Consider the following 26,490-nt stretch of genomic DNA (forward strand, 5'->3'; position numbering starts at 1 on the left):
ATTCTTTTTTACTATTTGTTTGTTCGTTTTTTTTGTGCTGGTCGTTGTCTCAGAAATTGTGACAGCATATACAAAATATAGAGAGGAATAGCAATGAATAAAAACACTGAAATATTGCCGACACTCGTTTTATACATCGTATAAATGATTCCGATTAAAAAGAGTGTCACGATAATACTATATTTTGGAATCGGTACATCTTTCATACTTGGAATACGAATGCGGCTAACCATAAGAAAAGCGAATGTCACGAATACTGTAATAAGTACGATTTTTGGAATCGTATGTGAAAATAAAGTAAGGAAGGCAACAAGACCACCTGCAGCTGTAATTGGTACACCAGTAAAGTATTTCATTGATGTTGATGATGGTGTGACATTAAAGCGAGCTAATCTGTATGCTCCAAATAGAGGGAAAAGTCCTGCTATGTATAATCCGATAATACCGTAATTAGAGAAAGATGTGTAATACATCAATACAGCGGGTGCAGCACCAAATGTAACGACGTCTGCTAATGAATCAAGTTCTTTTCCGAGCTGTGAATCGACGCGAAGTAAGCGTGCGATTCTTCCATCAAGGCTATCTAGCATCATTCCGATTAAAACTAAAATTGCCGCTGATTTGTAGTATCCTAATGAGGCGTAGCCGATGGATAGAAATCCACTGTATAAATTTCCGAGCGTAAATAAGTTTGGAATGGCTGCTCTGTACAAAATCTGATCCCTTGCTTTCTTTTATAGATTCTTGATTATTTTATGGAATTTTATCTTTTTTATCATAACATAAATTTCCTGTACTCGTCGAAAAAATTCTTCATTTTGAGAAAGTTTTCAGCGTGTTTTTTATTTATTTAATTCAAAACTATTATATATATTATTTTTAAAATATATAGTCGCTGCTATGTAGAAAAAATAAGCCCTGCTACTCACCTGCTCCCTTTGTTTTAAACCCCGTACGTGGCAGAAAAAGGCCCTGACCGTTCTATACGTGGCCAGCGGCTCTCGTCAATTTTAAAAAGGAGAGGTATGTAGTTTTTTAACTTAAATAAATTTTTCGATATCTAATTTGCTGCTATGTAGAATAAAATAAGAACGCTACTTGTCTGCTCCCTTTGTTTTAAACCCCGCACGTGGCAGAAAAAGGCCCTGACCGCTTCAATACACGGCCAGCGGCTCTCGTCCCCCCTAAAAAGAAAAGGGTTTTATGTTTTTTGAAAATTTATTTTCTTATTCAAATTTCGTTATCATCGTACCAGTCTTATATTGATTATGCGGATCAAATCGTAATAAATCACCGTAAATGAGTTTATCAGAGTAATTTAACTCTGTTTTTGCCTTTTCGATATACGGCTGACAGACCGTAATATCAGTTGGTTCACCAGTTTTTTTGTTGTAGCATACATTTTTTGTATACAGATAATCATTTGTTACGAAGCTTCCGTCACGCATAACCATAAGTGGCTCATTATTTGTTTCAAATAAATCTGTACCAAATTCAATAGAATTGTTTGTTTTTATACCGAGTAAATGTAGAAGTGTTGGTTTCACATCAATTTGTCCAGAAACTTTTGAAATGACTTGTCCTTTTTGACCAGGAATGTGAATGATGAGCGGTACTCTTTGTAGCTGCATCGTATCAAAAGGAGTAAGGGTTTCTTTTCCTAAAAATTGGGCCATAGCTGCATTATGGTTTTCAGAAATACCATAATGATCTCCGTAAATAATGATAATCGAATTATCGTATAATCCTTCTTTTTTTAATTGTTCAATAAAATATTTTAATGCTTCATCTGTATAACGTACAGTTGGAAAATAACGATTTACAACGCCGCTTTCTGAATTAAATTCATTAATGAATTGATCGTCCGGTTGCAGCAAAAATGGAAAATGGTTTGTTAATGTAATGAATTTCGTATAGAACGGCTGTGGTAAAGATTTTAATTTTGGAATAGATTGTTCGAAAAATGCTTTATCTTTCAACCCCCAACCAACAGACATTTGTTCTGCATTTGTATAGTCTTGCAAATTGAAATAGCGATCATATCCGAGTGCAGGATACATCAAATTACGATTCCAAAATGTTTTATCATTTGAATGGAATACAGCAGAGTAATATCCATGTTTTTTGAGTTGTTCTGGTGTAGCTGTATATTCATTATTAGCATGTGTAAAGAAAACAGAGCCGCGATCAAGCGGATATAAAGAGTTTTCAATAATAAATTCGGCATCTGATGTTTTCCCTTGTCCGGTTTGATGATAAAAGTTATCGAAATAATAGCTGTCTTTAATGAAATCATTTAAAAATGGTGTAATTTCTTTTCCATTTATTTTTTGATTGATGACAAAACTTTGTGTGGATTCCATTGAAATTAAAATAACATTTTTTCCTTTTGCCACGCCGAATAAATTTTTATTTTCTTGTCTATCTTTTGTTTTTACATAGTTATCAATTTCAGAAAAGCTATCTCCACTTGCGAAGACACGCTGGGCAGACGATTTCGATTGCAGCGTAATATCATAAACATGATACGTATATAAGCCGAGATTTTTCACAACGGTTTGGCGATCGAATGAATGTGAAAATAGTTGTGGGTTATAAATAACTGAAATAACCATCTGCAAAGCTAATATTGCTGTTACACCACTAAAAAACGTTCGCTTCTCTTTCAGCGATAGAGGAGTTGTATCACAAAAACTCGGGAATTTCCGAGTTAATACGGCTAAAACAATGGTATCTGCAAACAAAAGAAGTGTTTTATATGTAAATAGTTCTTTTATACTCGTTCCTAAATCAGCCATATTATTTGTTTGAAATAACACAGGGAACGTTACAAAATCATTGTAAAATCCATAAAACATGGCATTTCCAAATAAAATAAAGGATAACACCACGCTAATACTAATAATGATACGATTTCGATGTTTTGTTGCTAATAAAGCGAAACCGAAAAATAATAATAATGAAGCTAACGGATTAAAGAATAACATGATTTGTTCGAAAGCGTTATTGATCTTCATGTCAAAAGCTAGTTTGTATACAATATATGTTTTGATCCATAATAGGACGATAGCTATGAGAGCGAATCGTACTTTTGGAAACAAACGTTGCATCATATTGGGCTCCTCCTACTACCTACAAGTAACCGTCTCTTTATGTATATAACCGGTTACATATCTCTATGTTTTTTTACTATGTGTACTATTATATAAAAACATAGTGAATTTGTGGATGCTTTTCTCATAATTGGGTAGAAAAAGGGAAGATGGATAAAATAATATCATCGATGGAAATGTGGAGGAGTACTATGAAGAAAATATGTTGTTTTATATTGAGTTGCTTCATTTTACTTGGAAATCCAGCTCCTTTTTTGGCTGAACATGAACCGTTATTATTAGAAGATGCCCTTTATTCGGTGCTGTTTCCGAGAATAAATGAAGCGATTCAAAAGTATTATGGAAAACAAAAGCCATATGAATGCCCTAAAATCGTTAGCATGAAAAAAATATACAGCGGTACATATTTGTTTCGTACTTCTATTGAAATAATTAAATATGAGCCAGGAGTAGGAGGGAAAAAACTCCCGCCGTTTGAAAAAGTAACAATTACGTTTGAAAATGATGAGGGTGAATGGACTGTGAAGAATATAGATGTAAAGCGCTTACCAGATAATACGAAATTAAATTGTCGTAAACCGATTTAAAAAAGTATTTGACAAATAAATCAGTCATTTGCTATTGTTAATAGCAATAAAAAGATGCTTGAAAATTAAATAGACTTACCTCATCTACACTCAAGGGTAGAGGCCGCGATAATCAAAAGTAAGCTATAGGAAATAAAGTGGTATTCATGATTATAGTCTGAAAGGGATTATCGCCGAAATATATGAATACCCACTTTATTCATATATTGGGACTGCATTAAATAAATGTAGTACTGTCATAAGTTTTTGACTTATGGAGAGCTATTTGGAGATGTTTGATGCGGTTTCTTATTTGAGAAAATAACAACAAGTTTATTTTTTCATCGTAAATTCTTCTAATAAGAAACGCGCGTGAACATTGTTCCGCGCGTTTTTTGTTTACCTAATTAGGGATAATATGAACAACTAAGAGATGGAATATATACAAGTTAAAAACCGACATAAAAACCTCCTTTTTTATTAGGGGGTGACAAGAGCATCTGGCCGCGCATAGAAACGGTCAGGGCCTTTTCCTACCACATGCAATGTTTAAAACAAAAGGAAGAAGCAAGTAGCGATCAAGTTGTATTCTGCATAGCAGTGACTTATATGTCGAAAAATTAAGAATATATATGGATGTTTTTGGGAGAAAAAGGGAGGAATTCACATGTATTTACACGGCACAAGCCGCATTAACGAGCAGGGATACTTAGAAATTGGGGGATGCGATGCTACGGAACTCGCAAAAACATATGGAACACCTCTTTATGTATATGATGAAGCTGCAATTCGTGAGAAGTGTCGTGCATTTCATCATGCTTTTAGAGAAAGCGGGTTCTCTTATCAAGTAGCATATGCGAGCAAAGCGTTCTTGTGCATGGAAATGTGCCGATTAGCTGCGGAAGAAAATATGTCGCTTGATGTTGTGTCTAGCGGAGAGTTATATACAGCGCTGCAAGCAGGATTTCCGGCTGAGCGTATCCATTTCCATGGTAATAATAAAACAGAAGAAGAGATGAGAATGGCCCTAGAAGCTAATATCGGGTGTTTCGTTGTAGATAATTTTTTGGAACTAGAAGTATTGCATGATTTGGCGGAAGAATACGGGAAAGTTGCAAGTGTTCTGCTTCGGGTAACTCCAGGAGTAGAAGCGCATACTCATGAATATATTACAACAGGTCAAGATGATTCCAAGTTTGGCTTTGGTATTTCAACGGGGTATGCATTACAAGCAATGAAAAGTGCCTTAGAAAAATCAAATTACCATGTGATGGGAATCCATTCTCATATTGGGTCGCAAATTTTTGAGACGGCAGGATTTGTTCGTGCGATTGAAGTGCTTCACAAATTTTTAGAAGCAGTGAGAAAAGAAATGGATTACGTAGCTCCCGTATTAAATGTAGGCGGTGGTTTTGGAATTCGTTATACGGAAGGAGATACACCGCTTGCTCTTGGGGAATATGTGCAAGCTGTGACAGGTGCGGTACGCGAGCAATTTACAGCTTGTGGATATCCACTTCCAGAAATTTGGGTAGAGCCAGGTCGTAGTATTGTTGGTGATGCAGGGACAACTTTGTACACAGTGGGGGCAATTAAAGATATTCCAGGAATTCGTAAATATGTATCGGTTGATGGAGGGATGACAGATAACCTTCGACCAGCGCTTTACGGAGCTCGTTACGAAGCATTGCTAGCAAACCGAGCGAATGAATCTGCCGAAGAGGTTGTTTCAATCGCAGGGAAGTGTTGTGAAAGCGGGGATATGCTCATTTGGGACGTAGCGCTCCCAAAAGTTGTTTCTTGTGATCTCTTGGCTATCTCTTGTACAGGGGCATATGGTTACTCAATGGCGAATAATTACAATCGAATCCGTCGACCAGCAGTTGTGTTTGTGGAAAATGGAAAATCTCATATTATTGTTGAGAGGGAATCGTATGAAAATATTATTGGGAACGATCGCATACGTGTAAAGGAATTTGTATAAAGTGAAACTTCCATCAGTGGGGGGGCTTCATTCCCCACTAATGGGTAGTTGAAGAAGGGGTTTTTTTAGGTGAAAAACTCCTTTTTCTAAAAAAATATAAATTTTATCGGAAAACTAGGATTGAAAAAATTCAGAATTGTGATAAAATGCAAATATAATTAAATTCTTATCAAGAGCGGCGGAGGGAACTGGCCCAAGGAAGCCCGGCAACCTACTTTATAAAAGTAAGGTGCTACTTCCAGCAAAATGGAATCCATTTTGGAAGATAAGGTAGATACGTTACCGGAACAGTCTTTTCGAAATGGGGAAGATTTTTTTTATGAAAAAAAGGGGGGCTGTTCATGGGGATACGCGGACAATTTGAAGAAGTAGCGAGTAAGATTCAAGCGATGCTTGCTGATATGAAATATGGTTCAATTACAATTGTTGTGCAAGATGGTAAAGTGATTCAGCTTGAAAAAAGTGAAAAAGTACGTTTGAAATAAGCATGCTGACTAGAAAAACTAGAGGCGGCTTTAATCTATTTTTATTAGATTAAAGCCGCCTTTTTGTATGAGTTTTATGAAGGGGGTAGGGCGGTGTTAACGTATGAAACATGGAAAGATCATTTTGTTTCATTTTCAGAAGATGATGAAACGAGAGGGGCTTTAGCAGCGGTGCGCTGGGCCTATGAACATTATGGGCAGGATATTGTTTATGCATGCAGTTTTGGGATAGAAGGAATGGTTTTATTGCATTTTATTAATCAAGTAAATCCATCTGCAAAGGTTGTATTTTTAGATACAAATGTTCATTTTCAAGAAACGTATGACTTAATCAAAAAAGTACGAGAACGATTTCCTAAGTTGAATATTATTGAAAAGCAGCCAGAACTTACACTTGAAGAACAAGCAAAAGAGTATGGCGATAAATTATGGGAACATAATCCAAACCTTTGTTGTCAATTAAGAAAGATTAAGCCGTTAGAAGAAGTATTAACAGGTAGGAAGGCATGGATATCTGGTTTGAGAAGAGAGCAATCTGAAACGCGAAAAAATACGCAGTTTGTTAATCAAGATCATCGTTTTCAATCTGTTAAAATTTGTCCGCTTATTCATTGGACTTGGAAAGAAGTATGGCGTTACGTATACAAGCATAAATTGCCATACAATCCACTTCATGATATTGGGTATCCGAGCATCGGATGTGAAACGTGCACAGTACAGGTGCAAGAAGGCGGTGATTTGAGAGATGGGCGTTGGGCTGGAAAGACAAAAGCGGAATGTGGTCTTCATTATCAATAAAGTGAAACTTTAATCAGTGGGGGTTTTCTTCATCCCCCACTGATAATCAGCCCTCACCAATCGGGCTTTTACGGGCAGTTTATCTCCCGCCTAACTTCTTAAGAAAAGCGGAAGTGGCTCGTTCAGAATGTGAGGGGGTGGGAGTATTACTGCCCGCAAATAGCGGGAAAAAGGTCGATAAAAAAGGAGAAGAAGAGAATGAGTGATACAAAAACATTGGTGAATCGAATTGATACAACATATGAAACAGCACATATTGTAAAGGAAATTGAGTTAGACACAGTAGCATTAAGTGATTTAGAACTTATTGCTATCGGTGGATATAGTCCGCTTACTGGTTTTTTAGGAGAAAGTGATTATATGTCAGTAATAGAGGAAATGAGATTAATAAATGGAGAGGTATGGAGTATTCCAATTACATTGTCTATAACAGAAGAACAAGCAAAAGAATTACAAGTAGGGGAAGAAGTTAGGCTCGTAAAAGAAGGGGTGACTTATGGTGTAATTCAAGTTGAAGAGATTTACACGCCTAACAAAGAAAAAGAAGCATTCCTTGTCTATAAAACGGTAGAAGACGCACATCCGGGTGTTAAGAAATTATACGATCGTCCTAATGTATATGTGGGAGGACCAATTACGCTTGTAAAACGAATTAAAAAAGAAAAATTTTCCGTTTATTATTTAGATCCAAGTGAAACGCGAACAGAGTTTTTACGGAGTGGCTGGAAAACAATTGTTGGCTTTCAGACAAGAAATCCGGTTCATCGCGCGCATGAATATATTCAAAAAGCAGCTCTTGAAATAGTTGACGGCTTGTTTTTAAATCCGCTTGTTGGAGAAACGAAGTCAGATGATATTCCAGCTGATGTTCGAATGGAAAGTTATGAAGTACTTCTTGAAAACTACTATCCAAAAAGTCGTGTCTTTTTAGCGGTATTTCCAGCGGCGATGCGATATGCGGGTCCGCGTGAAGCGGTTTTTCATGCACTTGTAAGAAAAAACTTTGGATGTACACATTTTATTGTTGGCCGTGACCACGCTGGTGTTGGAAATTATTATGGTACGTATGAAGCGCAGGAGATTTTTAGCAATTTTACAATAGAAGAGTTAGGAATTACGCCTCTCTTTTTTGAACATAGCTTTTATTGTGCAAAATGTGAGGGAATGGCATCAACAAAAACATGTCCACATGGAAAAGAAGAGCATGTCATTTTATCAGGCACAAAGGTAAGAGAGCTTTTGCGAAGTGGAGAATTACCACCAAGTACGTTTAGCCGTAAAGAAGTTGTAGAAGTCTTAATTCGTGGTTTGCAAAAAGAAGTGGTGACAAAGTAAGGGGAGAAAAAAGATGGGTACAAATATTACTTGGCATGCAGCATCTGTTTCAAAAGAAGAACGCCGAAAACAAAATAAGAATCATAGTTTCATTCTATGGTTTACAGGTTTATCAGCTTCTGGAAAATCTACAGTAGCTAATGCAGTAGCTCGCAAATTATTTGAGAAGAATATCGATAATTATGTATTAGACGGAGATAATATCCGTCACGGTTTAAATAAAGATTTAGGATTTTCAGAAGAGGATCGTACAGAAAATATTCGCCGCATCGGCGAAGTGGCAAAACTATTTGTTGATAATGGAACAATTGTATTAACAGCATTTATTTCACCATTTCGAGAAGATCGCAGGCAAGTGCGCGACATATTAGAACAGGATGAGTTTGTTGAAGTATTTGTAAAGTGTCCGATTGAAGAATGTGAAAAACGTGATCCGAAAGGACTTTATAAAAAAGCAAGAAGCGGAGAGATGAAGCAATTTACAGGAATCGACTCTCCTTATGAAGAGCCAATTCAAGCTGAGATTGTTGTGGAAACACACCGCTATTCTACCAAAGAATGTGCACAGCAAATTATTGCTTATTTGCAAAAACGAAGCTTTATCCCGCTATTCGTGGGCAGTTATCCCCCACCTCAAGATTAATAGAAAATCGTTGTCCAGCTCTAGCGGCTAGAATCTCCCCTCGGACGAGGCAAAAAGCGCCTCTCTATCCAGGGGGGGCGTGGGCGTCCTGCGATTCTGAGCGAGCCGCTTCCGCTTTTCTAAAGAAGATAGGTTGGGGATGAAGAACCCCCGCTGAGTAAAGTTTCACTTTATCTAGGGAGGAAAAAAGATGAGTTATGAAAAAGTGTGGGCGAACAATGAAAAATTAAATGCAACGGAGAAAAAGAAATTAGAAAAAGACGGTTTAGAAATTTTTAAAAATATTCCGTATTATGCTGAACATGGATTTGCGTCGATTCCAAAAGAAGAATGGGATTCTTTCAAGTGGGCAGGATTATATTTACAGCGTCCAAAAGAGGCAGGATATTTTATGATGCGTGTGAATATCCCATCTGGAATTATAACAAATGAACAAGTGGAGGCTCTTGCTTCTATTGCTGAAGATTACGGACGTGATGTACTTGATATTACAACACGTCAAGCGATTCAGTTTCATTGGCTACAAATTGAACAAATTCCAGACATTTTCGAGCGATTAGAAAAAGTAGGTTTATCGACAGCTGGTGCATGCGGTGATATTACACGTAATATTACAGGGAATCCACTCGCTGGAATTGATGAAAATGAACTGTTTGATACACAAGTAATTGTGCGAGAGGTATACGAATATTTTCAGCATAATGAAGAATTTTCAAATCTACCTCGTAAATTTAAAATGTCAATTAGTTCAAATGTATACAATTCAGCAAATGCTGAGATTAACTGTGTAGCATTTACACCTGCAACGAAAGAAATGAATGGAAAGACAGTCATTGGTTTTCATGTGAAAGTAGGTGGCGGTTTATCAGCGCGTCCATATTTGGCGGAAGAATTAGATGTATTTGTTTTACCAGAGCAAGTGAAAGATGTAGCAATTGCTATTGCAACGATTTTTCGTGATTTTGGATATCGTGAAAAGCGCCACTTGGCTCGCTTAAAATTTCTTGTTGCAGATTGGGGACCAGAAAAATTTAAAGAACAGTTATTACAATATACAGGGCCTTTATATGAGAGAGGAGAAAGTGCCTTAAAAGGTTGGAATGCTGGTTACTTTTACGGTGTTCATAAGCAAAAGCAAGATAATCGATACTATATTGGTTTTAATGTCCCGGTTGGTCGTCTGCATGCAGAAGAAATGTATGAGATTGCTAGAATTGCAAAGCAGTATGGAAATGGTGAAATTCGTACGTGCAATTCACAAAACTTTATTATTCCGAATGTACCGCAAGAAAATATTGATGAACTATTGCAAGAACCAATGTTAGAAGTGATCTCTGCAAAACCAAAGTCATTTATCGGTTATGCAGTTTCTTGTACAGGAATTGAATATTGCAACTTAGCATTAGTGGAGACAAAAGAAAGATTACGTAATATCGCAGATTATTTAGATGCACAGCTTGTATTAGATGTACCCGTTCGCATTCATATGGTCGGTTGTCCAAACTCTTGCGGACAACGGCAAATTGCTGATATCGGCTTGCAAGGCGTCAAACTAAAAACGAAAGAAAAAGGGATAGTTGAAGCGTTTGAAATTTATGTAGGCGGGACATTACTAGATGGCGGTGCTTACAATGAAAAATTAAAAGGGAAAATTGACAGTAAAGATCTACCACATGTTCTCACTGCATTTTTAACGTATTTTAAAGAAAATAAACTTCCTAGTGAAACATTTTATGAGTTTGTTAGTCGTGTTGGAATAACGGATTTACAAGTAGTATTAGATACGATTTTAGAAGAAGTGATTGCATAGTAGGAGGGGAACAATATGGATTTATATCGTTTTGAAGCTATTTTAGCAAATGGTGTTGTTCCTGTAGTCGTTGTTGCGCAAAGTGAAGAGCAAGCATTTCGTCTCGTTGAAGTAGAACTTGAAAAATATTTTTTACCTTTGCCGGAAGTGAAAGAAATTTCTTTATACGAGAAAAAGAAAATTCGAAAGGGTGCAGCTTTTATATTGCATGAATAGGAAACCGTTTAATCAATGCCAACAGGAAGTAAGACGAAAAATTGTCAACTTCCATTAGTAGAAAAAGTTCTGCTGATGGAAGTTTTACTTTATAGAAGAAATGAGGAGAAAGTATGGGGAAAGTGTATATTGTTGGCGCAGGGCCTGGTGATCCAGAGTTAATTTCTGTGAAGGGTGTAAAATGTATTAGGCAAGCAGATGTCATTTTATATGATCGTCTTGTGAATAAAGAACTGCTTTCTTATGCAAAGCCAGAAGCGGATTTAATTTACTGCGGGAAACTTCCGAACTACCATACGATGAAGCAAGAAACGATTCATGCTTTTTTAGTGAAGTATGCAAAGAAAGGGAAGATTGTGACCCGTTTAAAAGGCGGAGATCCTTTCGTATTTGGAAGGGGCGGCGAAGAAGCGGAGGCATTGGTGAAACATGGTATTCCGTTTGAGATAGTTCCAGGCATTACAGCTGGGATTGCAGCTTCTGCATATGCAGGGATTCCTGTTACACACCGCGAAGCTAGCACAAGTTTTGCAGTTGTAACGGGGCACCGGAAAGAAGGAGCGGAAGAGGAAGTGAAGTGGGAAAACTTAGCGAAGGGAGTCGACACGCTTGCCGTTTATATGGGGGTAAGTAATCTACCTTATATATGTGAACAGCTCTTGAAATATGGGAAAAGTAAACATACACCAGTGGCGATGATAGAGTGGGGGACAACGGCATCTCAACGTACAATTACAGGAACATTAGGAAGTATCGTATCTGTAGCAGAAGAGGAACGAATCCAAAATCCGAGTATGATTGTAATTGGAGAGGTTGTACGCTTTCGCGAGAAAATTCATTGGTTTGAACAAACGCTTGAACGTTCGTCTCTACTTAGCGGAGTGCTTTAATATGAAAGCAGTACTCTATATTTGTCACGGCAGTCGTTTGCAGGAAGCGTGTGAAGAAGCGACTACTTTTGTTACATCGTGTATGGAACGTATATCAGCTCCTATTCAGGAATTATGCTTTTTAGAATTAGCATCTCCTTCTATTGCAGAGGGAGTTACAGCTTGTGTGCAAAAAGGGGCAACTCAAATCGTGATTGTCCCTGTCTTTTTATTAGCGGCAGTTCATGTGAAAAAAGATATTCCTGAGGAGTTAGGACAATTGCAAAATCAATATCCCTATGTGTCTTTTTCATATGGAAATCCATTTGGTGTTTCTCGTGAACTTGTTACTGCGGTTCTAGATGGTAGCGGAATGAAAGCCATTGGAAAACGAGTGACTCTTTTACTTGTAGCAAGAGGGAGCAGTGATGAGGAAACGTTAAGAGATGTTAGGGACATTGCATCATTGTTCGAAATGGCAGATGAAGTAGCGGAGGTCGAAGTATGTTATTTAGCAGCAGCTAAACCGCAATTTGAAGAGAAGCTGCGTGAACTTGTTCAAATAACGAATGCTCCGATTGTTATTTTTCCGTATCTTTTATTTACAGGATTGTTAATGAAGAGAATTGAAAAAGCAATTCGAAAACATAACCATTCTCAAATTGTATTATGTCCGTATGTAAGCAAAAATCAGGCATTTCAAGATATGCTCATTAAGCGTACAGAAGAAATGATAAGGGAGAATGTATATGTATCCATTAACAGTGCGAATAAAGGATAAACGTGTTGTTTTCATTGGCGGCGGACGAGTCGCGGCATTTAAGATTGCTCCTTTATTGCAAGAAGGAGCCAATATTATTGTTGTTAGTAGAAAATTGGATACAAGCCTAATTCAACTTGTAGAAGAAGAAAAAATTCGGTGGTTTCAAAAAGAATATGAAACAAGGGATCTTATCGGGGCTTTTTTAGTTGTTGCGGCAACGGACGATCTGTTGTTAAATGAGAGAATTGCAGATGATGCAGCGCCAAATCAATTAGTAAATGTAATTACAAATCCGGAAAGTGGTAATGTTCATTTTCCGGCAGCTATTCATCGGGGCAAATTAAACATTGCTGTATCTACTGGCGGGGCAAGCCCAAAACTTGCGAAAAAAATTCGTGATAAAATTGCAGGAGAATATGATGATAGTTATAAGGAATACTTAGATTTTTTATATGAAGTACGTATGAAAGTGAAGCAGTTACAACTAGATAAGAAGAAACAAAATGTTGTATTACAGGAAGTGCTTAAGTCTACTTACGTATACAATATAGAGGAGAGAGAAGCGCTTCTGTATTCTTTATATAAATGAAATTTAAAAAGTCGATCTAAAAACCCTCTTTCTTTTTAGATGGGCGAGATGTCAATTAATTTATGCTTTACAAATAAAATAATCTCCTCTATAATCACAATTAACTTCAATACATGAAATCGATGAGCAAGAAGAGTACGTATATTTGAGACGTTCAGAGAGCTGGGAAAAGGTGTGAGCCCGGTACGATAAAATATACAGAATGGGCTTGCGAGAGGTATGTTGAACGAATAGTAGGCAACCCGGGTTCCGCCGTTAAAAGGATAAGGTATCGGAAGCATTCCTGTACCTGAAAAGTGGGATAATTATATCCAATTGAGGTGGTACCACGGTATTATATTACATATATCGTCCTCTACATGCATCATAGCGTGTAGGGGACTTTTTTATTTTCTAAAGGAGGTGGGCGAGTATGAACTGAAAGTATATGAGTGAAAAAAATGGAAATATTCAGATCAGGAGAAGTGAAAATGAAAGAAACACAGCAATGGACGTCGAAAATTGGTTTTGTACTCGCAGCAGCCGGGGCAGCAGTAGGACTTGGGGCGATTTGGAAATTTCCGTATGTTGCCGGAAATAGTGGAGGAGGAGCTTTTTTCCTTGTCTTTTTATTCATGACAATATTTATTGGTATGCCACTTTTAGTGGCGGAATTTGTGATCGGTCGCAGTACGCAAAAAGAAGCGGTGACAGCTTATAAAGTATTGGTACCAAATAGTAAACTATATCCATGGATTGGTCGTATGGGAGTAGTGACATGTTTTAGCGTTTTATCATTTTATAGTGTTGTGGGAGGGTGGATTTTACTTTATTTATTTTATAGTGTAACCGGTGGGTTATGGGGGAATGGTGCTGACTACGCAAAGTTATTTGGAGAAACCATCTCAAATCCAATAAGTGCCATTGGAGCACAATTTATTTTTATGCTTTGTACAATTTTTATCGTAAGTAAAGGTGTAGAAAAAGGAATTGAAAAAGCAAGTAAATATATGATGCCGCTTTTATTTGTTCTGTTTCTTGCAATTATTGTTCGTTCTCTTACATTGGACGGGGCGTGGAAAGGTGTCGAATTTTTCTTAAAACCAGATTTCTCAAAGTTAACAGCAAAAACAATTTTATACGCGATGGGGCAATCGTTCTTTTCACTTACGGTTGGGGCTTCAGTTATGGTCACATATAGCTCTTATTTGAAAAAAGAAGAACATTTAGCAAAATCAGCAACGTCAATTACAAGTTTAACAGTCTTTGTTACTGTACTTGCAGGACTAGCGATTTTCCCGGCGATTTTTGCGTTAGGCGTGAGTCCGACAGAAGGTCCTGGATTATTATTTATCGTTCTTCCAGCTGTATTTGGAGAAATTCCTTTCGGGCATTTTTTCTTTATATTATTCTTAATTCTGTTTTTCTTTGCAACGATCACATCGGCAATTTCTATGCTGGAAATTGTTGTTGCTTCTGTAGCGAAAGAGGATGAAAAGAAGCGCCCATCAGCATCGCTCTTAATTGGATTACTCATTTTCGTAGTTGGAATTCCAGCAGCATTATCATTTGGAGTGATGAGTGATGTGAAATTATTTGGAAAGACATTTTTTGATTTAGTGGACTTTTCGGTGAGTAACATATTACTTCCGTTTGGTGTGTTAGCCATTTCGCTCTTTGTACCAAATAAAATGAAGAAAGAGTTGTTAATGCAAGAATTAGAAGTGACAGAAACAAGAGGGAAAACGTTATTTAACATATGGTTCTTCTTGCTTCGTTATATTATTCCAATTACCGTTATTCTTGTATTTTTAAATGTTATTGGTGTGTTTTAGTAAAAAAAGCGAAGAATATTCTCCGCTTTTTTTTAGTATATGAACAGAAACATATGTTCTCATTTGATATACTTTGTGTATACAAAACAAGAAAGGAGTGTGTCCAATAAAAAGATACCGGATCCAACTACTGAAAATATTCGGCCTATAAATGTCTCTTTGGCTTCTTGTAATTCTGCAACTGCTTGTAATTCTTGTTTCATGTGTAGACCTCTTTGAAAAAACTTTCATGTTATTGTATGTGTAATGCCTAGAAGGTGTTAAAGATTGCAAAATAATATGTAAGAAGTATATATGAAAGATGGTGCTCACTTGTTTTACATAAATAAAAAACTCGGCAATTGCCGAGTTTTTTTATTACAGTCCAATATAAGAGGATGGATCAACAGCGTTTGTTTTTGTTTGATTCCATTCACCGATATGAAGTTCAAAATGTAAATGTTGTCCAAAAGACTGTCCAGTATTACCCATAAATCCAAGTTGTTGCCCTTGTTTCACTGTTTGTCCGACAGAAACGGAACGGCTGCTCATATGAGCGTAAACAGTTGTATAAGTTTTTCCGTTTATACGGTGTGATAAATACACAACATTTCCATAGCTGGTAGATAGATCAGAACGAATTACGACACCGTCAGCAGCAGCTATAATTGGCACTGTTCCTGATGCGGCGATGTCAATTCCTTTATGATCGCCAATGTCACGTACACCAAATCCTGAAGTTTTTTCTCCAGCTGCGGGTTTAATGAAACCGCCAGTACTTTCTCCTTGAGGTACAGGAGCAGTTTGAGGTGCAGGAGCAGTTGGAGATGAAGAAGCGGCTTGTTTTTGCTCTTCAGCCTTTTTCGCTTCAGCTGCTTTTTTAGCGTCTTCTGTACGTTTTTCCTCTTCAATTGCCTTTTGGACAGCTTGACGTTGATTTTCTAGAATAGTCTTAGTTTCTTCTAAACTTTCCATCTCAGAATCTATTTTTGAAGCCTTTGCGTGCAAATCAGCAATCAAAGCTTGTTGTTGTTGTTGGTTTGCTTGTAGTTCTTGCTGTTGTTTCTGTAATGTTTGTTCCGCTTCTTTTAGTTGTTGTTCTTTTTTCTCAATCGCTTCTTTTTCTTTTTTAACGGTATCTTGATCGCGTATTTGTTGTTTTACGATCTCTGTATCACTATTTAAAATTAAACTGATGGAATACACATTTTCAAATAGTTCGGCGATATTGTTTGTATTAATTAATACTTCTGTAATTAAATTTGTACGTGGTTTTTCTTGCATAGATTTCAATCTTTGCTTAATTAATTCTTGGCGTGTATTAATTTGCTTTTGTAGTTCTTCGATATGCTTTTTTTTCTCTGCGATAATGTTTTGTGTTTTTTCAATTTCCGTTTTTGTTGCTTTTAAATCTGCTTCATTTTTATTAATAGAAGCAGTTAATTCATCGATTTTTTTCTGTAAGTCTTGAATTTCTTTTTCAATTTGTTGTTTTTCCTCTAATTTCATATGTAATTCTTGTTGCTTACCGTCTAGTTGTGATTGAATATTAGATAATTTATCTTGACTCGTCTCCGCATACGCTGTTGAAAGCACAGGAGAAACGAAAATAGTACCGGCTGTCAATAAACTAAACGCTGTTATTTTTTTGTTCATCTGCCTATCTCCTTTCCCTATGTTTCTATCTAATCATAGAAAAGAGAAATATGTCTATTGTTGTAATAATAATGTAAAAAAATATTTAAATAATTGTTATTAAATGTCGAAAAATAGAAGAATTTTACTCCTGAATTGTTTATTTTTACTATAAAAATTCAATTTATATAGTAATTGATGAATAGCAAGGAATAAGAGAAAGGAATCGTTCTCATGTTAGGTTTTCTAACATGGTTTTATTTTTGTCAACAAAAATATTTGCACATTGGTAAACTTATTTAGTTGTCAGATTTCTATTTTTGCCTTATCATTTTAAAAGGGGAAGAAAGTATTGAATAGTCGAACAATATTCTATTTTTGTATTTGATAGAAAAATAGAATATGAAAAACTAGAACATCTAAGAAGGGGGTTTCAGTAAGTATGAAAAAAATTGGACTTGCGTGGCAAATTTTAATAGGTCTTGCTCTCGGTATTTTGGTAGGAGCAATCTTTTATAAAGATCCGATGGTTGGTACTATTCTAAAACCGATTGGTGATATTTTTATTCGTTTAATTAAAATGATTGTTGTACCAATTGTAGTAGCAAGTATTGTTGTTGGTGTTGCCGGCGTTGGCGATGTGAAAAAGCTTGGACGTTTAGGTGGAAAAACAATTATTTATTTTGAAATTATTACGACAATTGCAATTGTTGTTGGTTTATTAGTAGCAAACATATTCCAACCAGGAAAAGGTGTGGATATGTCATCATTACAAAAAACAGATATCTCTAAGGTTGCAGCTACAACAGAACAAGTACAGCACCATTCATTTGCAGACACATTTGTAAACATTGTGCCAACGAATATTATGAAGTCGTTAGCAGATGGTGATATGCTTGCAATTATTTTCTTCTCTGTATTATTTGGTTTAGGGGTAGCGGCAATTGGAGAAAGAGGACGACCAGTTCTGAATTTCTTCCAAGGCGTAGCAGATGCGATGTTTTATGTAACAAACCAAGTCATGAAGTTTGCGCCATTTGGTGTGTTTGCGTTAATTGGCGTAACGGTTTCTACGTTTGGTGTAAAGTCATTAGTTCCATTAGCTAATTTAGTTTTTGTTGTTTACGGGGCGATGATTTTCTTCGTTGTTGTTGTATTAGGTATTACGGCAAAGTTATTTGGAATTAATATTTTCCAATTCTTTAAGATTTTAAAAGACGAGCTTATTTTAGCATATTCTACAGCAAGCTCAGAGACGGTTCTACCAAAGATTATGGAAAAGATGGAACGTTTCGGATGCCCGAAAGCAATTACATCTTTCGTTATTCCAACAGGTTATTCATTTAACTTAGATGGTTCAACATTATATCAAGCAATTGCAGCGATTTTCTTAGCGCAAATGTATGGTATTCATTTATCTATTACACAACAAATTACATTGCTTCTTGTGTTAATGCTTACTTCAAAAGGGATTGCTGGTGTACCGGGCGTATCGTTCGTAGTGTTATTAGCAACGCTTCATACAGTAGGTATTCCATCTGAAGGTTTAGCGTTTATTGCTGGTATTGACCGTATTTTAGATATGGCACGTACAGCAGTAAACGTAGTAGGTAACTCTTTAGCTGCAGTTGTTATGTCTAAATGGGAAGGACAGTACGATGCAGAAAAAGGACAAGCTTATTTGAAAGAGATTTCAGAGAAGCAAGCAGCTTAAATTACAACAAAACCCTCACGTTATACGTGAGGGTTTTTTCTATATGAAAGAGGTGGCTGCACATGAAACGGAAATATGGAGATGGATCATCATGGGGACGGTTAATTGATAAAACATATTCAGTAAAAGATGTACAGGGTGGTATGTTAGGTATATTACATATAAAGCACGTGAAAGAGCCTAGCTATAAGCGATATAATAATAGGAAGATTTGTATTGCGCATAATGGTTATACTTGGATCCAGTACTTTATAAATGAAAAAAACTTCGTAATTACAGCTATGTTAAACGAGAAAAAAGAGCTTGTCCAATATTATATTGATGTTGCAAAAGAGTATAAAATTGATGGAAGAGGACTTCCTTATTACGATGATTTATATGTAGATGTTGTCTTATTACCAAACGGGGAAATGTATGTATTAGATGAAGATGAGTTAGAAAAAGCATATACGGATGGCGATATTTTAAAAGAGGAGTATGATTTAGCTTGGAATACAGCAAAGTGGGTTATGAAAAAAATTGAAGAAGAAGATTTTTTATGGTTTTCAATTTTAGAAACAGAAATTCAAAAAAATACCAACTATTTTGATAGAAATAATGTTTGACATTTTCTCCTGCAAAGAGTAAAGTAAGAAAAGATTAATTCACACAAAATATAATATGAAACCTTCTTATCAAGAGAGGCGGAGGGACTGGCCCTACGATGCCTCGGCAGCGGACTCATAATTGAGTGCTGTGCCAAATCCAGCAAGCGATATGCTTGATAGATGAGAAGAGTGTTTCTTATATGATATATATAAGACCTCTTCTCTTCAGAAGAGGTCTTTTTCGCTCTTGTGAAGGATAGGTTTAGAAGTAGGAGAGGATATAATTTTGGAACAAACAAAAGGAAATGCATGGGCATTATTGCCACTTGGCATATTTTTAGCATTATTTATTGGTTCTGGTGTAATTACAGGGGATTTTTATAAGTTACCAATTTTGGTTGCTATTTTAATTGCAGTTGCCGCTGCATTAGTAATGAACAGGAAAGAAAACTTTACGACAAAGGTTGAACGTTTTGCTAAAGGGGCTGGCAATCCAGATATCATGATTATGGTATTAATCTTTGTACTAGCAGGTGCATTTTCTGAAACGGCAAAAGGTATGGGCGGCGTTGAAGCAATTGTAAACTTAGCTCTTTCAATTTTGCCGCAAGGATTTTTAGTTGTTGGTTTGTTTGTTATCGGTGCTTTTATTTCATTAGCAATGGGAACATCAATGGGTACGATTGCAGCATTGGCTCCAATTGCAGTAGGGATTAGTGGACACACGGATATTTCTATGGCGCTTGCAATGGCAACAGTTGTTGGCGGTGCGATGTTTGGCGACAATTTATCTTTTATTTCAGATACGACAATTGCAGCCGTACGTACACAAGGAACGGAAATGAAAGATAAATTTAAAACAAATTTCTTAATTGTATTACCAGCCGCTATTGTTACGAGTGTACTGTTAGTCGTTCTTACAATAGGTACTCATTCAAATATGACAGCACATGCGTTTAATTGGGTAAAAATTTTACCGTATGCAGGAGTGTTAATTACAGCACTGCTTGGATGTAACGTACTAGTTGTATTAACGGGAGGAACAGTGTTAGCTGGCATTATCGGTATGGTGGATGGTAGTTATACACTCGCAACCTTCTTTAAAAGCGTTACAGTAGGAATTAATGGTATGATGGAACTTGTATTATTGGCAATCTTAATCGGTGGAATGGTCGAAATTATTCAATATAACGGTGGCATTCAATATTTAATGAATGTGCTAACACGTAATATTCGTTCGAAAAAAGGTGCAGAATTTGGAATTGCTGGTCTTGTAAGTATGACAAATATGTGCACAGCAAATAATACGATTTCTATTATTTTTACAGGTCCACTAGCAAAGAACGTTGCAGATCAATATAATATTGATCCGAAAAAATCGGCGAGCTTGTTAGATTTATTCTCTTGTAGTGTGCAAGGATTAATTCCATACGGTGCACAAATGTTAACGGCGGCAGGATTTGCTTCACTTTCACCAATTGAATTATTACCATACTCATTTTATCCAATGTTAGTTGCTGTTTGTGGTATTATTTCAATTGTCGTTAATTTTCCGCGTCTTTCGCCTGAGAAAAAGGAATATCAAAAAACAGCATAATGATTCAGAAGAGGATGTCTTATAGTAGGCATCCTCTTTTATTTTGGATATCACAATGATAGAACTCCATTTTTATTTTTCGACATCTTTGTCTAGCTCTGTCTCCTAAGCCCTCATGTCTAAGAACCTTCTGTGTGAAAGAGCCTTAGCCAACAGGCTTAAACAGTCGTCTCCCCTAAAAGGAAAGGGGTTTTTTAACTTGTATTTCTATCATTCCATCTCATTTTAAAATAGGTCTGATAATAAATAGGACTTAAGTCTGAGAGAAAAACGGTTCTTAAGCTCGTTATAGAAAAATGAAAAGATAGGTAAGATAAGAGTATCAAAACGAAGGGAGGCAAGCACAAGATGAAACAATTTTTAGCGTTTATGGCAGCCGGTATTTTGGCTTTAATTGCTCTTGGAAGTCTTGCTGGTATTGTAGGATTAGCAATTGGAGCGGGGATTGTGTATTGGAGCTATAAATCATTTGTGCGAGCAAAATCATTTTTTGGAAAACTAGCTTGGGGTATTGTCGGTTTAATTGGCTTGTCAATCGCCCTGTCTCATTCCCCGGCATTAATCGGTATTGCGGCATTAGTCGTTCTATATTATGGATACCGTGAATGGAAAAAAGGGAAAGATGTAGTAGATGTTGCTTCAGACAGCTCGAAGCCGTATAGCAATTTTGAAGATGAGTGGAACAAATTAATGAAAAATAACTAATATTAAATAAAAAAAAATAATAGAGTAGAAGAGAGGAAGATTAAAAATGAAACAATCATTATTCGGACGTGTACGTGATGCAATACTTGCAGATTTTCATGATGTGTTAGACGAGAAAGAAAGAAAAAATCCAATTGCGATGTTAAATCAATATTTACGTAATAGTGAACGTGAAGTAACAAAAATTGAAAAGTTAATTGAGCGTCACAAAACATTAAAATCTAACTTTGCTCGTGAGCTTGAAGAGGCGCGTTATTTCGTAAATAAGAGATCCAAGCAAGCTGTAATTGCAAAGGAAGCAGGAGAAATACAATTACATGAACGTGCATTAGAAGAAGTCGCATACTACGAAGGGCAAGTAGCTCGATTAGAAGAAATGTATGCAGGAGTTGTAGACCAAATAGATGAGCTAGAACGTCGTCTATCTGAAATGAAAAATAAATTAAAAGAAATGCATGCAAAACGTATGGAATTAATGGCACGCGAAAATATGGCACATGCGAACCGTCGTATGAATACGGCTCTTCATAAGATGGATGAAAATAACCCATTTTTACGCTTCGAAGAAATTGAAAATCACATTCGTGATTTAGAGTTTCGCATGAATGAAGGTTATGAACGTGACACATTTGATATGAAAATTGCAAAGCTTGAACGCGAAATGAAAGAGAAAAAAGAAGTATCTTTAGACAAATAAGTAATAAAATAATTGTAGTATATTATAAAACGAGCTTATGATATAGTGATAGAAGAAAAGGTGTTGGAATACAATGCCTTTTTCTTCTATGTATATATAATGAAGAAGGGGGAGCTGCAATGAAGAAACAATTTTCGAAAACACAATTATTAGGGATGCTCCTCGTCATATTTGGATTCGGTCTTTTTCTCGATATGATTCTTGGGCATTTTGAGCCTGGTGCTCTTATTTTTGCATTTATTATGATTATGTTTGGAAGGCATTATCGAAAAAAGAATCGATATGTGAGAGGGAATGTGTGTTTATTTGTTGGGGGAATTGTTTTCTTATTTTTCCTATTTTCATCAGCAGCCTTCGTTCTCGTTTTATTTACTTGCTTAGCTTTCATTGGTTATCAGCTGATGCAGGGCCAGCAGAAGACAAAAACGGTACAGGTTGAAATTAAGGAAAAAGAATATATAAATGAAGAAAAACCAATCTATCGAACAGAACCGTATATAAAGAATATAATGGTTGGTAACGTACGAATAATGGATCATATTTATGAGTTAGAAGATGTTAATGTTCAATATGGAATCGGTGATGTTGAAATTGATCTAACAACAGCTATGATTCCAGAAGGCGAAACTGTCATTGTCATTCGCGGTGTGATTGGTAATATTCGTTTGTATGTTCCGTATGACATTGAACTATCTTTAAATCATTCTGTTATTGTTGGAAGAATTTTGCTTCCATCGTATGAAGAAACAGGCTTTAACCGTAATGTGAAGTTTAGAACGGAACAGTATAAAGAAGCTCCTCGCCGTATTAAAATTATTTCTTCGCTTATCGTAGGCGATACGGAAGTGAGGAAAGTATAATGAAAAAACAAAAGAACATTTCATGGATGTATATCCGGTACTCGATTTTATCTTCTATTAGTATTGCACTTATTTGTACCATCGTTTATGTATGGAAAAGCCAGCAAGATGTATATGATTTATTATGGAAAGAATCGATTGCTTCTGTTCCCGTTAGTTTGTTTATTATCTGTACGAGTCTTCTCATTGGTGGAATTGTTGGGTATGCAATTGGTTATTATATGCAGCAGCGTATTCAAGGCTTAACGACTTTTTTATTTGAAGTAGAACGAGGAAACTTTCCAAGAGATGCTTCGTTTACTGGAGAAGATGAATTTCATGAAGTAGAACGGAAGGTAATTTCGCTTGCTAGACGTTTAGAAGAGCAAGCAGGATTATTTCAAAAAGTAACGAATGAACGAGCGCATTGGAATGAAGAGATGAGGCAGCAGGCCATTTCAGAGGAGCGGCATCGTCTAGCTAGAGAGCTTCATGACTCTGTAAGTCAACAGCTCTTTGCGATGTCGATGATGATGTCAGCAATTAATGAGCAAACCGCTCACATACCAGAGGGTACTCAAAAACAATTACAACTTGTTGAAAATATGGTTGTAAACGCTCAATCAGAAATGAGAGCGTTGCTTCTTCATTTACGTCCTGTCCAATTAGAAGGTAAAAAGTTAACAGAAGGCATTGAAGAATTATTAACAGAGCTTTCAAGAAAACAACATATGAAGATTGAATGGTTGATTGAGCCAATTCAATTGAAAAAAGGTGTAGAAGATCACTTATTCCGTATTGTACAAGAAGCACTGTCCAATACATTGCGGCATGCAAAAGCGAAGAAAACAGAAGTGAGGTTGCGCCAAATTGACGAATATGCAATTTTAAAAATTATTGATGATGGCGTAGGCTTTGAAGTAGGAGTAAATAAAGCAGGGTCATATGGGCTTCGCTCTATGCAAGAGCGCGTTCATGAAATTGGCGGAACTTTAAAGGTATTAAGTTTTCCGAATAAAGGGACGCAAATTGAGGTGAAAGTGCCAATTCTTTTAGAAAGAGGGGAGGAACAAGATGATTAAAGTATTGCTTGTTGACGACCATGAAATGGTTCGTATGGGTGTATCAGCGTATTTATCGACTCAGCCGGACATTGAAGTTGTAGGAGAAGCGGAAAATGGAAGAAAAGGTTCAGAATTAGCACTAATGCTAAAACCAGATATTATTTTAATGGATCTTGTCATGGATGAAATGGATGGTGTTGAGGCAACGCGAGCGATTATTCAAGAATGGCCAGAAGCAAAAATTGTTGTTGTGACAAGTTTCTTAGATGATGAAAAGTTATATCCAGTTATTGAAGCTGGTGCAACTAGTTATTTGTTAAAAACATCTAGAGCAAGTGATATAGCAGATGCAGTTCGAGCGACATACGATGGGGAAACGGTACTCGAACCGAAAGTTACCGGAAAAATGATGTCACGTATGCGTCAAAAGAAGGAACAGCCGCTGCATGAAGAGTTAACAGAACGAGAACTTGAAATTTTATTATTGATTGCCGAGGGAAAGAGTAATCAAGAAATTGCGGATGAACTATTTATTGCTTTAAAAACAGTGAAGACGCATGTAAGTAATATTTTAAATAAATTACATGTAAGTGATCGAACACAAGCAGTTATTTATGCGTTTCGTCATCAGCTTGCAAACTAAAAAAGGCTGTAGAGAAGCCTTTTTTAGTTTGCAAGCATTCACTGTATTTTTTGAATATGATTCATTTGAACATTTTCTAAAGATGGATTAGAACGGATGAAATTTGCGAGTGCTTCTTGATCTGTCGGGCCTTCAACGCGATTTCGTCCTTTTTGAAATATTGTAAACTTATCTCCCCCATTTGCTAGGAAAGAATTGACTACGACAGAGTATGTTGTATGATCTTGGAGTGGCTCACCATTTTCTAGTGTAATTGATTCTATCCCATTTTTTCTCCATATGTAACGAATTCCAGATACTTGTAACATACGTATTTCATCATCCCATTGTTCGTGCAATGCACTTTGAATTTCTCTACCAGTTAGGTCCATTTTAATGAGTTTATTTTCAAAAGGTTGGACGAGAAAGGTGTTTTCCCATGTGATGAAACCAGCTGGTAAATCATGGCGAATACTCCCTGGATTGACAAATGCAATGTCAGCTTGCATGGCTTGACGTTGCGATGCAGCAAGAAGAGCACCAAGATCTGCTTCTCCGTCTTTATTTTGATCTCGCGTCAGTTCATGTATATTTTTTCCAAGTACTTGCTCGGTTAATGGAGCTATTTTTGTTTGATAGCTTTGGAGCCATGTTTGGATGATTGGATTAGGTTGCATTTGATCATGATAAGTGGGAATAATCTTTGCCGTTTTTTTTGTAATATCTTTCGTTTTACGATTAATTGTGAACTGCACATTCGCAAAAGCTCTTCCGTAAGAATACGCTTCAACAAGTAATTTTCCATTTACATACCCATTCATATAAGAATGATTGTGTCCACCAAATAATATATCTACATCATCATCAAGTTTACTGGCTAAATTAGCAAGTGGCCCGTAGGTAATTCCATCTGTTGTCTTACCATCTAGATGAGCAAGAACGATAATAGCATGGATGCCTTTTTGCTGTAACTCTCGTACGTACGTTTGAACAGCAGTAGCTTCATCTATAAAAGTGACTGCCGACATATCGCTTTGCATCGTAAGAAAAGGTGTTTCTTTTGTAACGACGCCAATAAAAGCAATAGGAATACCATCAATCCATTTTATTGCATATGGTGGGAATAGAGGTTTATTTGTGTTAGCATTTAGTACATTTGCACAAACATAAGGGAAAGAACTACCTGGAAACATACCGGTTTTTGGATGAAAGCCACCATCAATTAGTCGTTTTAGCTCTCCTACTCCTTCATCAAACTCATGATTACCAATTGTTCCAACGTCAAATTGTAGCATATTTAAAAATTCTATTGTTGGCTCATCTTGAAAGAGAGCTGAAATGGGGGGACTTCCACCAATCATATCACCAGTATGAACAAGCAAGGTATTTGGAAATTGTTGTTTATAGGCGTTGATATAGGAGGCTATGTAGTCAGCGCGACCGGCGGGCTTACCATGCAGCGTTGTAGTTGTGTTGATTTGTCCGTGTAAATCGTTTAATCCAATGATTTGTACAGGTATTTCAGGGGATTCTGAAGTGGAAAAAAAGGAAGAAAGAGTTATAGAAATAAGAAAAGGGATATACGTAAGAAAGGTAAACATGTTGTCACTCCTTTACATATTCTAGTATTTTTATTGTATTAGAAGGACAACGTTTTATTTTATTAAAAAATCGTAAATCTTTTATGGGAATTATAAAATTTTTTATTTATTATACATTTACTTTCATTTCGCCCTAAGGGAAGTTTCACTTTATTTTATGACGAAAAGAAGGATTTATTGTTTATTATAGAGAATAATGTAATCATCCACTTGCTGGAAAGAACAAACGAAGCAGAGGTGACGAAAATGCTTGTAATGGGTGTATTGTTATGTATTACTGCAATTTGTGGTTTTATATGGTTATATTATTCTCGTTCGCTTAAACAGGCAGGAGTGTTACTTTTTGATAAAGGTAGTTTGTTTGCAAATCAATCCAGATTTTTAGTATGTACGAAGTGTGGTAGTGCACAGGCAAGAAATGGTGGATATCAAGAGTGTTGCCGAACAAGGTTATGAAATAGTAAC

General features: G+C 36.4%; 26 protein-coding genes, 3 riboswitches and 1 other annotated feature. Of the genes, 21 read left to right on the forward strand and 5 right to left on the reverse strand.

Translation table 11 applies throughout. The features are described from left to right. Positions 1-11: 11 nt before the first annotated feature. Both pssA and MR076_RS02150 read right to left on the reverse strand, forming a co-directional pair. Entirely contained in the window at positions 12-713 is a 702-nt protein-coding gene (pssA, locus tag MR076_RS02145) for a CDP-diacylglycerol--serine O-phosphatidyltransferase (RefSeq protein WP_242217142.1), read from the reverse strand. 513 nt (positions 714-1,226) lie between these two features. Continuing rightward, the gene (locus MR076_RS02150; RefSeq protein WP_242217143.1) at positions 1,227-3,113 is read right to left on the reverse strand and encodes an LTA synthase family protein; all 1,887 of its coding nucleotides are present in this window, start codon (positions 3,111-3,113) and stop codon (positions 1,227-1,229) included. A 191-nt stretch (positions 3,114-3,304) separates the two neighbouring features. Here MR076_RS02150 and MR076_RS02155 point away from each other — a divergent pair, with 191 nt between their 5' ends. The 12 genes from MR076_RS02155 to MR076_RS02210 all read left to right on the forward strand — a co-directional run bounded on the left by MR076_RS02155 (position 3,305) and on the right by MR076_RS02210 (position 14,985). Beyond that, on the forward strand, positions 3,305-3,700 hold the full coding sequence (locus MR076_RS02155) for a DUF3888 domain-containing protein (RefSeq protein ID WP_242217144.1): 396 nt from the start codon (positions 3,305-3,307) through the stop codon (positions 3,698-3,700). 89 nt (positions 3,701-3,789) lie between these two features. Further along, a riboswitch (Lysine riboswitch) is annotated at positions 3,790-3,972 on the forward strand. Between the two features lie 374 nt (positions 3,973-4,346). Beyond that, complete coding sequence (gene lysA, locus MR076_RS02160; protein WP_242217145.1) at positions 4,347-5,663, forward strand: diaminopimelate decarboxylase; 1,317 nt, start codon at positions 4,347-4,349, stop codon at positions 5,661-5,663. 163 nt (positions 5,664-5,826) lie between these two features. Next, positions 5,827-5,935, forward strand: a riboswitch (SAM riboswitch). 69 nt (positions 5,936-6,004) lie between these two features. Next, positions 6,005-6,148, forward strand: a complete 144-nt coding sequence (locus MR076_RS02165) for a YezD family protein (protein WP_242217147.1) — start codon at positions 6,005-6,007, stop codon at positions 6,146-6,148. A gap of 93 nt (positions 6,149-6,241) precedes the next feature. Beyond that, positions 6,242-6,946, forward strand: a complete 705-nt coding sequence (locus MR076_RS02170) for a phosphoadenylyl-sulfate reductase (RefSeq protein ID WP_242217150.1) — start codon at positions 6,242-6,244, stop codon at positions 6,944-6,946. 198 nt (positions 6,947-7,144) lie between these two features. Next, positions 7,145-8,281 carry a sulfate adenylyltransferase gene (gene sat / locus MR076_RS02175; RefSeq protein WP_242217152.1) on the forward strand — a complete coding sequence of 379 codons (1,137 nt, stop codon included), beginning with the start codon at positions 7,145-7,147 and terminating at the stop codon, positions 8,279-8,281. Between the two features lie 13 nt (positions 8,282-8,294). After that, positions 8,295-8,924, forward strand: coding sequence for an adenylyl-sulfate kinase (gene cysC, locus MR076_RS02180; protein WP_242217153.1), 630 nt, complete (start codon positions 8,295-8,297; stop codon positions 8,922-8,924). Positions 8,925-9,114: 190 nt separating this feature from the next. Beyond that, positions 9,115-10,734, forward strand: coding sequence for a nitrite/sulfite reductase (locus MR076_RS02185; protein WP_242217154.1), 1,620 nt, complete (start codon positions 9,115-9,117; stop codon positions 10,732-10,734). A 15-nt stretch (positions 10,735-10,749) separates the two neighbouring features. Continuing rightward, positions 10,750-10,950, forward strand: a complete 201-nt coding sequence (locus MR076_RS02190) for a DUF3906 family protein (RefSeq protein WP_242217155.1) — start codon at positions 10,750-10,752, stop codon at positions 10,948-10,950. A gap of 113 nt (positions 10,951-11,063) precedes the next feature. Continuing rightward, the gene (cobA, locus tag MR076_RS02195) at positions 11,064-11,840 is read left to right on the forward strand and encodes a uroporphyrinogen-III C-methyltransferase (RefSeq protein ID WP_242217156.1); all 777 of its coding nucleotides are present in this window, start codon (positions 11,064-11,066) and stop codon (positions 11,838-11,840) included. A 1-nt stretch (position 11,841) separates the two neighbouring features. After that, entirely contained in the window at positions 11,842-12,600 is a 759-nt protein-coding gene (locus MR076_RS02200) for a sirohydrochlorin chelatase (RefSeq protein ID WP_242217157.1), read from the forward strand. Beyond that, complete coding sequence (locus MR076_RS02205) at positions 12,569-13,171, forward strand: NAD(P)-binding protein (RefSeq protein ID WP_242217158.1); 603 nt, start codon at positions 12,569-12,571, stop codon at positions 13,169-13,171. The genes MR076_RS02200 and MR076_RS02205 overlap by 32 nt, the downstream gene beginning before the upstream one ends. A 113-nt stretch (positions 13,172-13,284) precedes the next feature. After that, positions 13,285-13,530, forward strand: a binding site (T-box leader). Between the two features lie 111 nt (positions 13,531-13,641). After that, the gene (locus tag MR076_RS02210; RefSeq protein WP_242217159.1) at positions 13,642-14,985 is read left to right on the forward strand and encodes a sodium-dependent transporter; all 1,344 of its coding nucleotides are present in this window, start codon (positions 13,642-13,644) and stop codon (positions 14,983-14,985) included. 59 nt (positions 14,986-15,044) lie between these two features. On the opposite strand, the gene MR076_RS02215 is transcribed toward MR076_RS02210, so the two are convergent. Both MR076_RS02215 and MR076_RS02220 read right to left on the reverse strand, forming a co-directional pair. Continuing rightward, on the reverse strand, positions 15,045-15,188 hold the full coding sequence (locus tag MR076_RS02215; RefSeq protein ID WP_242217160.1) for a hypothetical protein: 144 nt from the start codon (positions 15,186-15,188) through the stop codon (positions 15,045-15,047). 154 nt (positions 15,189-15,342) lie between these two features. Continuing rightward, the gene (locus MR076_RS02220; RefSeq protein ID WP_242217161.1) at positions 15,343-16,620 is read right to left on the reverse strand and encodes a murein hydrolase activator EnvC family protein; all 1,278 of its coding nucleotides are present in this window, start codon (positions 16,618-16,620) and stop codon (positions 15,343-15,345) included. 421 nt (positions 16,621-17,041) lie between these two features. Between MR076_RS02220 and gltP the strand changes: the two genes are divergently transcribed. The 8 genes from gltP to MR076_RS02260 all read left to right on the forward strand — a co-directional run bounded on the left by gltP (position 17,042) and on the right by MR076_RS02260 (position 24,445). After that, positions 17,042-18,313, forward strand: a complete 1,272-nt coding sequence (gene gltP, locus MR076_RS02225; RefSeq protein ID WP_242217162.1) for a glutamate/aspartate:proton symporter GltP — start codon at positions 17,042-17,044, stop codon at positions 18,311-18,313. Positions 18,314-18,375: 62 nt separating this feature from the next. Further along, positions 18,376-18,918 carry a ribonuclease FAU-1 family protein gene (locus tag MR076_RS02230; protein ID WP_242217163.1) on the forward strand — a complete coding sequence of 181 codons (543 nt, stop codon included), beginning with the start codon at positions 18,376-18,378 and terminating at the stop codon, positions 18,916-18,918. 63 nt (positions 18,919-18,981) lie between these two features. Next, positions 18,982-19,087, forward strand: a riboswitch (SAM riboswitch). Between the two features lie 99 nt (positions 19,088-19,186). After that, positions 19,187-20,497, forward strand: coding sequence for a Na+/H+ antiporter NhaC family protein (locus MR076_RS02235; protein ID WP_242217165.1), 1,311 nt, complete (start codon positions 19,187-19,189; stop codon positions 20,495-20,497). Between the two features lie 348 nt (positions 20,498-20,845). Then, complete coding sequence (locus MR076_RS02240; RefSeq protein WP_242217167.1) at positions 20,846-21,202, forward strand: lmo0954 family membrane protein; 357 nt, start codon at positions 20,846-20,848, stop codon at positions 21,200-21,202. Between the two features lie 46 nt (positions 21,203-21,248). Further along, positions 21,249-21,899, forward strand: a complete 651-nt coding sequence (locus tag MR076_RS02245; RefSeq protein WP_242217169.1) for a PspA/IM30 family protein — start codon at positions 21,249-21,251, stop codon at positions 21,897-21,899. 119 nt (positions 21,900-22,018) lie between these two features. Then, a complete protein-coding gene (liaF, locus tag MR076_RS02250) occupies positions 22,019-22,759 on the forward strand; it encodes a cell wall-active antibiotics response protein LiaF (protein WP_242217171.1) in 741 nt (246 codons plus the stop codon). After that, the gene (locus MR076_RS02255) at positions 22,759-23,820 is read left to right on the forward strand and encodes a sensor histidine kinase (RefSeq protein WP_242217173.1); all 1,062 of its coding nucleotides are present in this window, start codon (positions 22,759-22,761) and stop codon (positions 23,818-23,820) included. The genes liaF and MR076_RS02255 overlap by 1 nt, the downstream gene beginning before the upstream one ends. After that, positions 23,813-24,445, forward strand: coding sequence for a response regulator (locus MR076_RS02260; RefSeq protein WP_242217175.1), 633 nt, complete (start codon positions 23,813-23,815; stop codon positions 24,443-24,445). The genes MR076_RS02255 and MR076_RS02260 overlap by 8 nt, the downstream gene beginning before the upstream one ends. 38 nt (positions 24,446-24,483) lie before the next feature. Here the strand turns inward: MR076_RS02260 and MR076_RS02265 are convergent, their stop codons facing one another. Then, positions 24,484-26,025 (reverse strand): bifunctional metallophosphatase/5'-nucleotidase, encoded by a 1,542-nt coding sequence (locus MR076_RS02265; RefSeq protein ID WP_242217176.1) that lies wholly within the window; start codon positions 26,023-26,025, stop codon positions 24,484-24,486. A 246-nt stretch (positions 26,026-26,271) separates the two neighbouring features. On the opposite strand from MR076_RS02265, the gene MR076_RS02270 reads away from it, so the two are divergent. Then, entirely contained in the window at positions 26,272-26,481 is a 210-nt protein-coding gene (locus tag MR076_RS02270; RefSeq protein ID WP_242217559.1) for a hypothetical protein, read from the forward strand. The last annotated feature ends 9 nt before the right edge of the window (positions 26,482-26,490 follow it).

This window comes from Bacillus cereus group sp. BfR-BA-01380, assembly GCF_022663535.1.
GTDB classification, from domain to species: Bacteria; Bacillota; Bacilli; order Bacillales; family Bacillaceae_G; genus Bacillus_A; species Bacillus_A cereus_BB.

What these genes read in the sequence shown, in the direction of transcription:
- MR076_RS02150 (WP_242217143.1), bottom strand. Translation starts at nt 3,113, where the DNA reads ATGATGCAACGTTTGTTTCCAAAAGTACGATTCGCTCTCATAGCTATC.
- MR076_RS02155 (WP_242217144.1), top strand. Translation starts at nt 3,305, where the DNA reads ATGAAGAAAATATGTTGTTTTATATTGAGTTGCTTCATTTTACTTGGA.
- lysA (WP_242217145.1), top strand. Translation starts at nt 4,347, where the DNA reads ATGTATTTACACGGCACAAGCCGCATTAACGAGCAGGGATACTTAGAA.
- MR076_RS02165 (WP_242217147.1), top strand. Translation starts at nt 6,005, where the DNA reads ATGGGGATACGCGGACAATTTGAAGAAGTAGCGAGTAAGATTCAAGCG.
- sat (WP_242217152.1), top strand. Translation starts at nt 7,145, where the DNA reads ATGAGTGATACAAAAACATTGGTGAATCGAATTGATACAACATATGAA.
- cysC (WP_242217153.1), top strand. Translation starts at nt 8,295, where the DNA reads ATGGGTACAAATATTACTTGGCATGCAGCATCTGTTTCAAAAGAAGAA.
- MR076_RS02185 (WP_242217154.1), top strand. Translation starts at nt 9,115, where the DNA reads ATGAGTTATGAAAAAGTGTGGGCGAACAATGAAAAATTAAATGCAACG.
- MR076_RS02190 (WP_242217155.1), top strand. Translation starts at nt 10,750, where the DNA reads ATGGATTTATATCGTTTTGAAGCTATTTTAGCAAATGGTGTTGTTCCT.
- cobA (WP_242217156.1), top strand. Translation starts at nt 11,064, where the DNA reads ATGGGGAAAGTGTATATTGTTGGCGCAGGGCCTGGTGATCCAGAGTTA.
- MR076_RS02200 (WP_242217157.1), top strand. Translation starts at nt 11,842, where the DNA reads ATGAAAGCAGTACTCTATATTTGTCACGGCAGTCGTTTGCAGGAAGCG.
- MR076_RS02205 (WP_242217158.1), top strand. Translation starts at nt 12,569, where the DNA reads ATGTATCCATTAACAGTGCGAATAAAGGATAAACGTGTTGTTTTCATT.
- MR076_RS02210 (WP_242217159.1), top strand. Translation starts at nt 13,642, where the DNA reads ATGAAAGAAACACAGCAATGGACGTCGAAAATTGGTTTTGTACTCGCA.
- MR076_RS02215 (WP_242217160.1), bottom strand. Translation starts at nt 15,188, where the DNA reads ATGAAACAAGAATTACAAGCAGTTGCAGAATTACAAGAAGCCAAAGAG.
- MR076_RS02220 (WP_242217161.1), bottom strand. Translation starts at nt 16,620, where the DNA reads ATGAACAAAAAAATAACAGCGTTTAGTTTATTGACAGCCGGTACTATT.
- gltP (WP_242217162.1), top strand. Translation starts at nt 17,042, where the DNA reads ATGAAAAAAATTGGACTTGCGTGGCAAATTTTAATAGGTCTTGCTCTC.
- MR076_RS02230 (WP_242217163.1), top strand. Translation starts at nt 18,376, where the DNA reads ATGAAACGGAAATATGGAGATGGATCATCATGGGGACGGTTAATTGAT.
- MR076_RS02240 (WP_242217167.1), top strand. Translation starts at nt 20,846, where the DNA reads ATGAAACAATTTTTAGCGTTTATGGCAGCCGGTATTTTGGCTTTAATT.
- MR076_RS02245 (WP_242217169.1), top strand. Translation starts at nt 21,249, where the DNA reads ATGAAACAATCATTATTCGGACGTGTACGTGATGCAATACTTGCAGAT.
- liaF (WP_242217171.1), top strand. Translation starts at nt 22,019, where the DNA reads ATGAAGAAACAATTTTCGAAAACACAATTATTAGGGATGCTCCTCGTC.
- MR076_RS02255 (WP_242217173.1), top strand. Translation starts at nt 22,759, where the DNA reads ATGAAAAAACAAAAGAACATTTCATGGATGTATATCCGGTACTCGATT.
- MR076_RS02260 (WP_242217175.1), top strand. Translation starts at nt 23,813, where the DNA reads ATGATTAAAGTATTGCTTGTTGACGACCATGAAATGGTTCGTATGGGT.
- MR076_RS02265 (WP_242217176.1), bottom strand. Translation starts at nt 26,025, where the DNA reads ATGTTTACCTTTCTTACGTATATCCCTTTTCTTATTTCTATAACTCTT.
- MR076_RS02270 (WP_242217559.1), top strand. Translation starts at nt 26,272, where the DNA reads ATGCTTGTAATGGGTGTATTGTTATGTATTACTGCAATTTGTGGTTTT.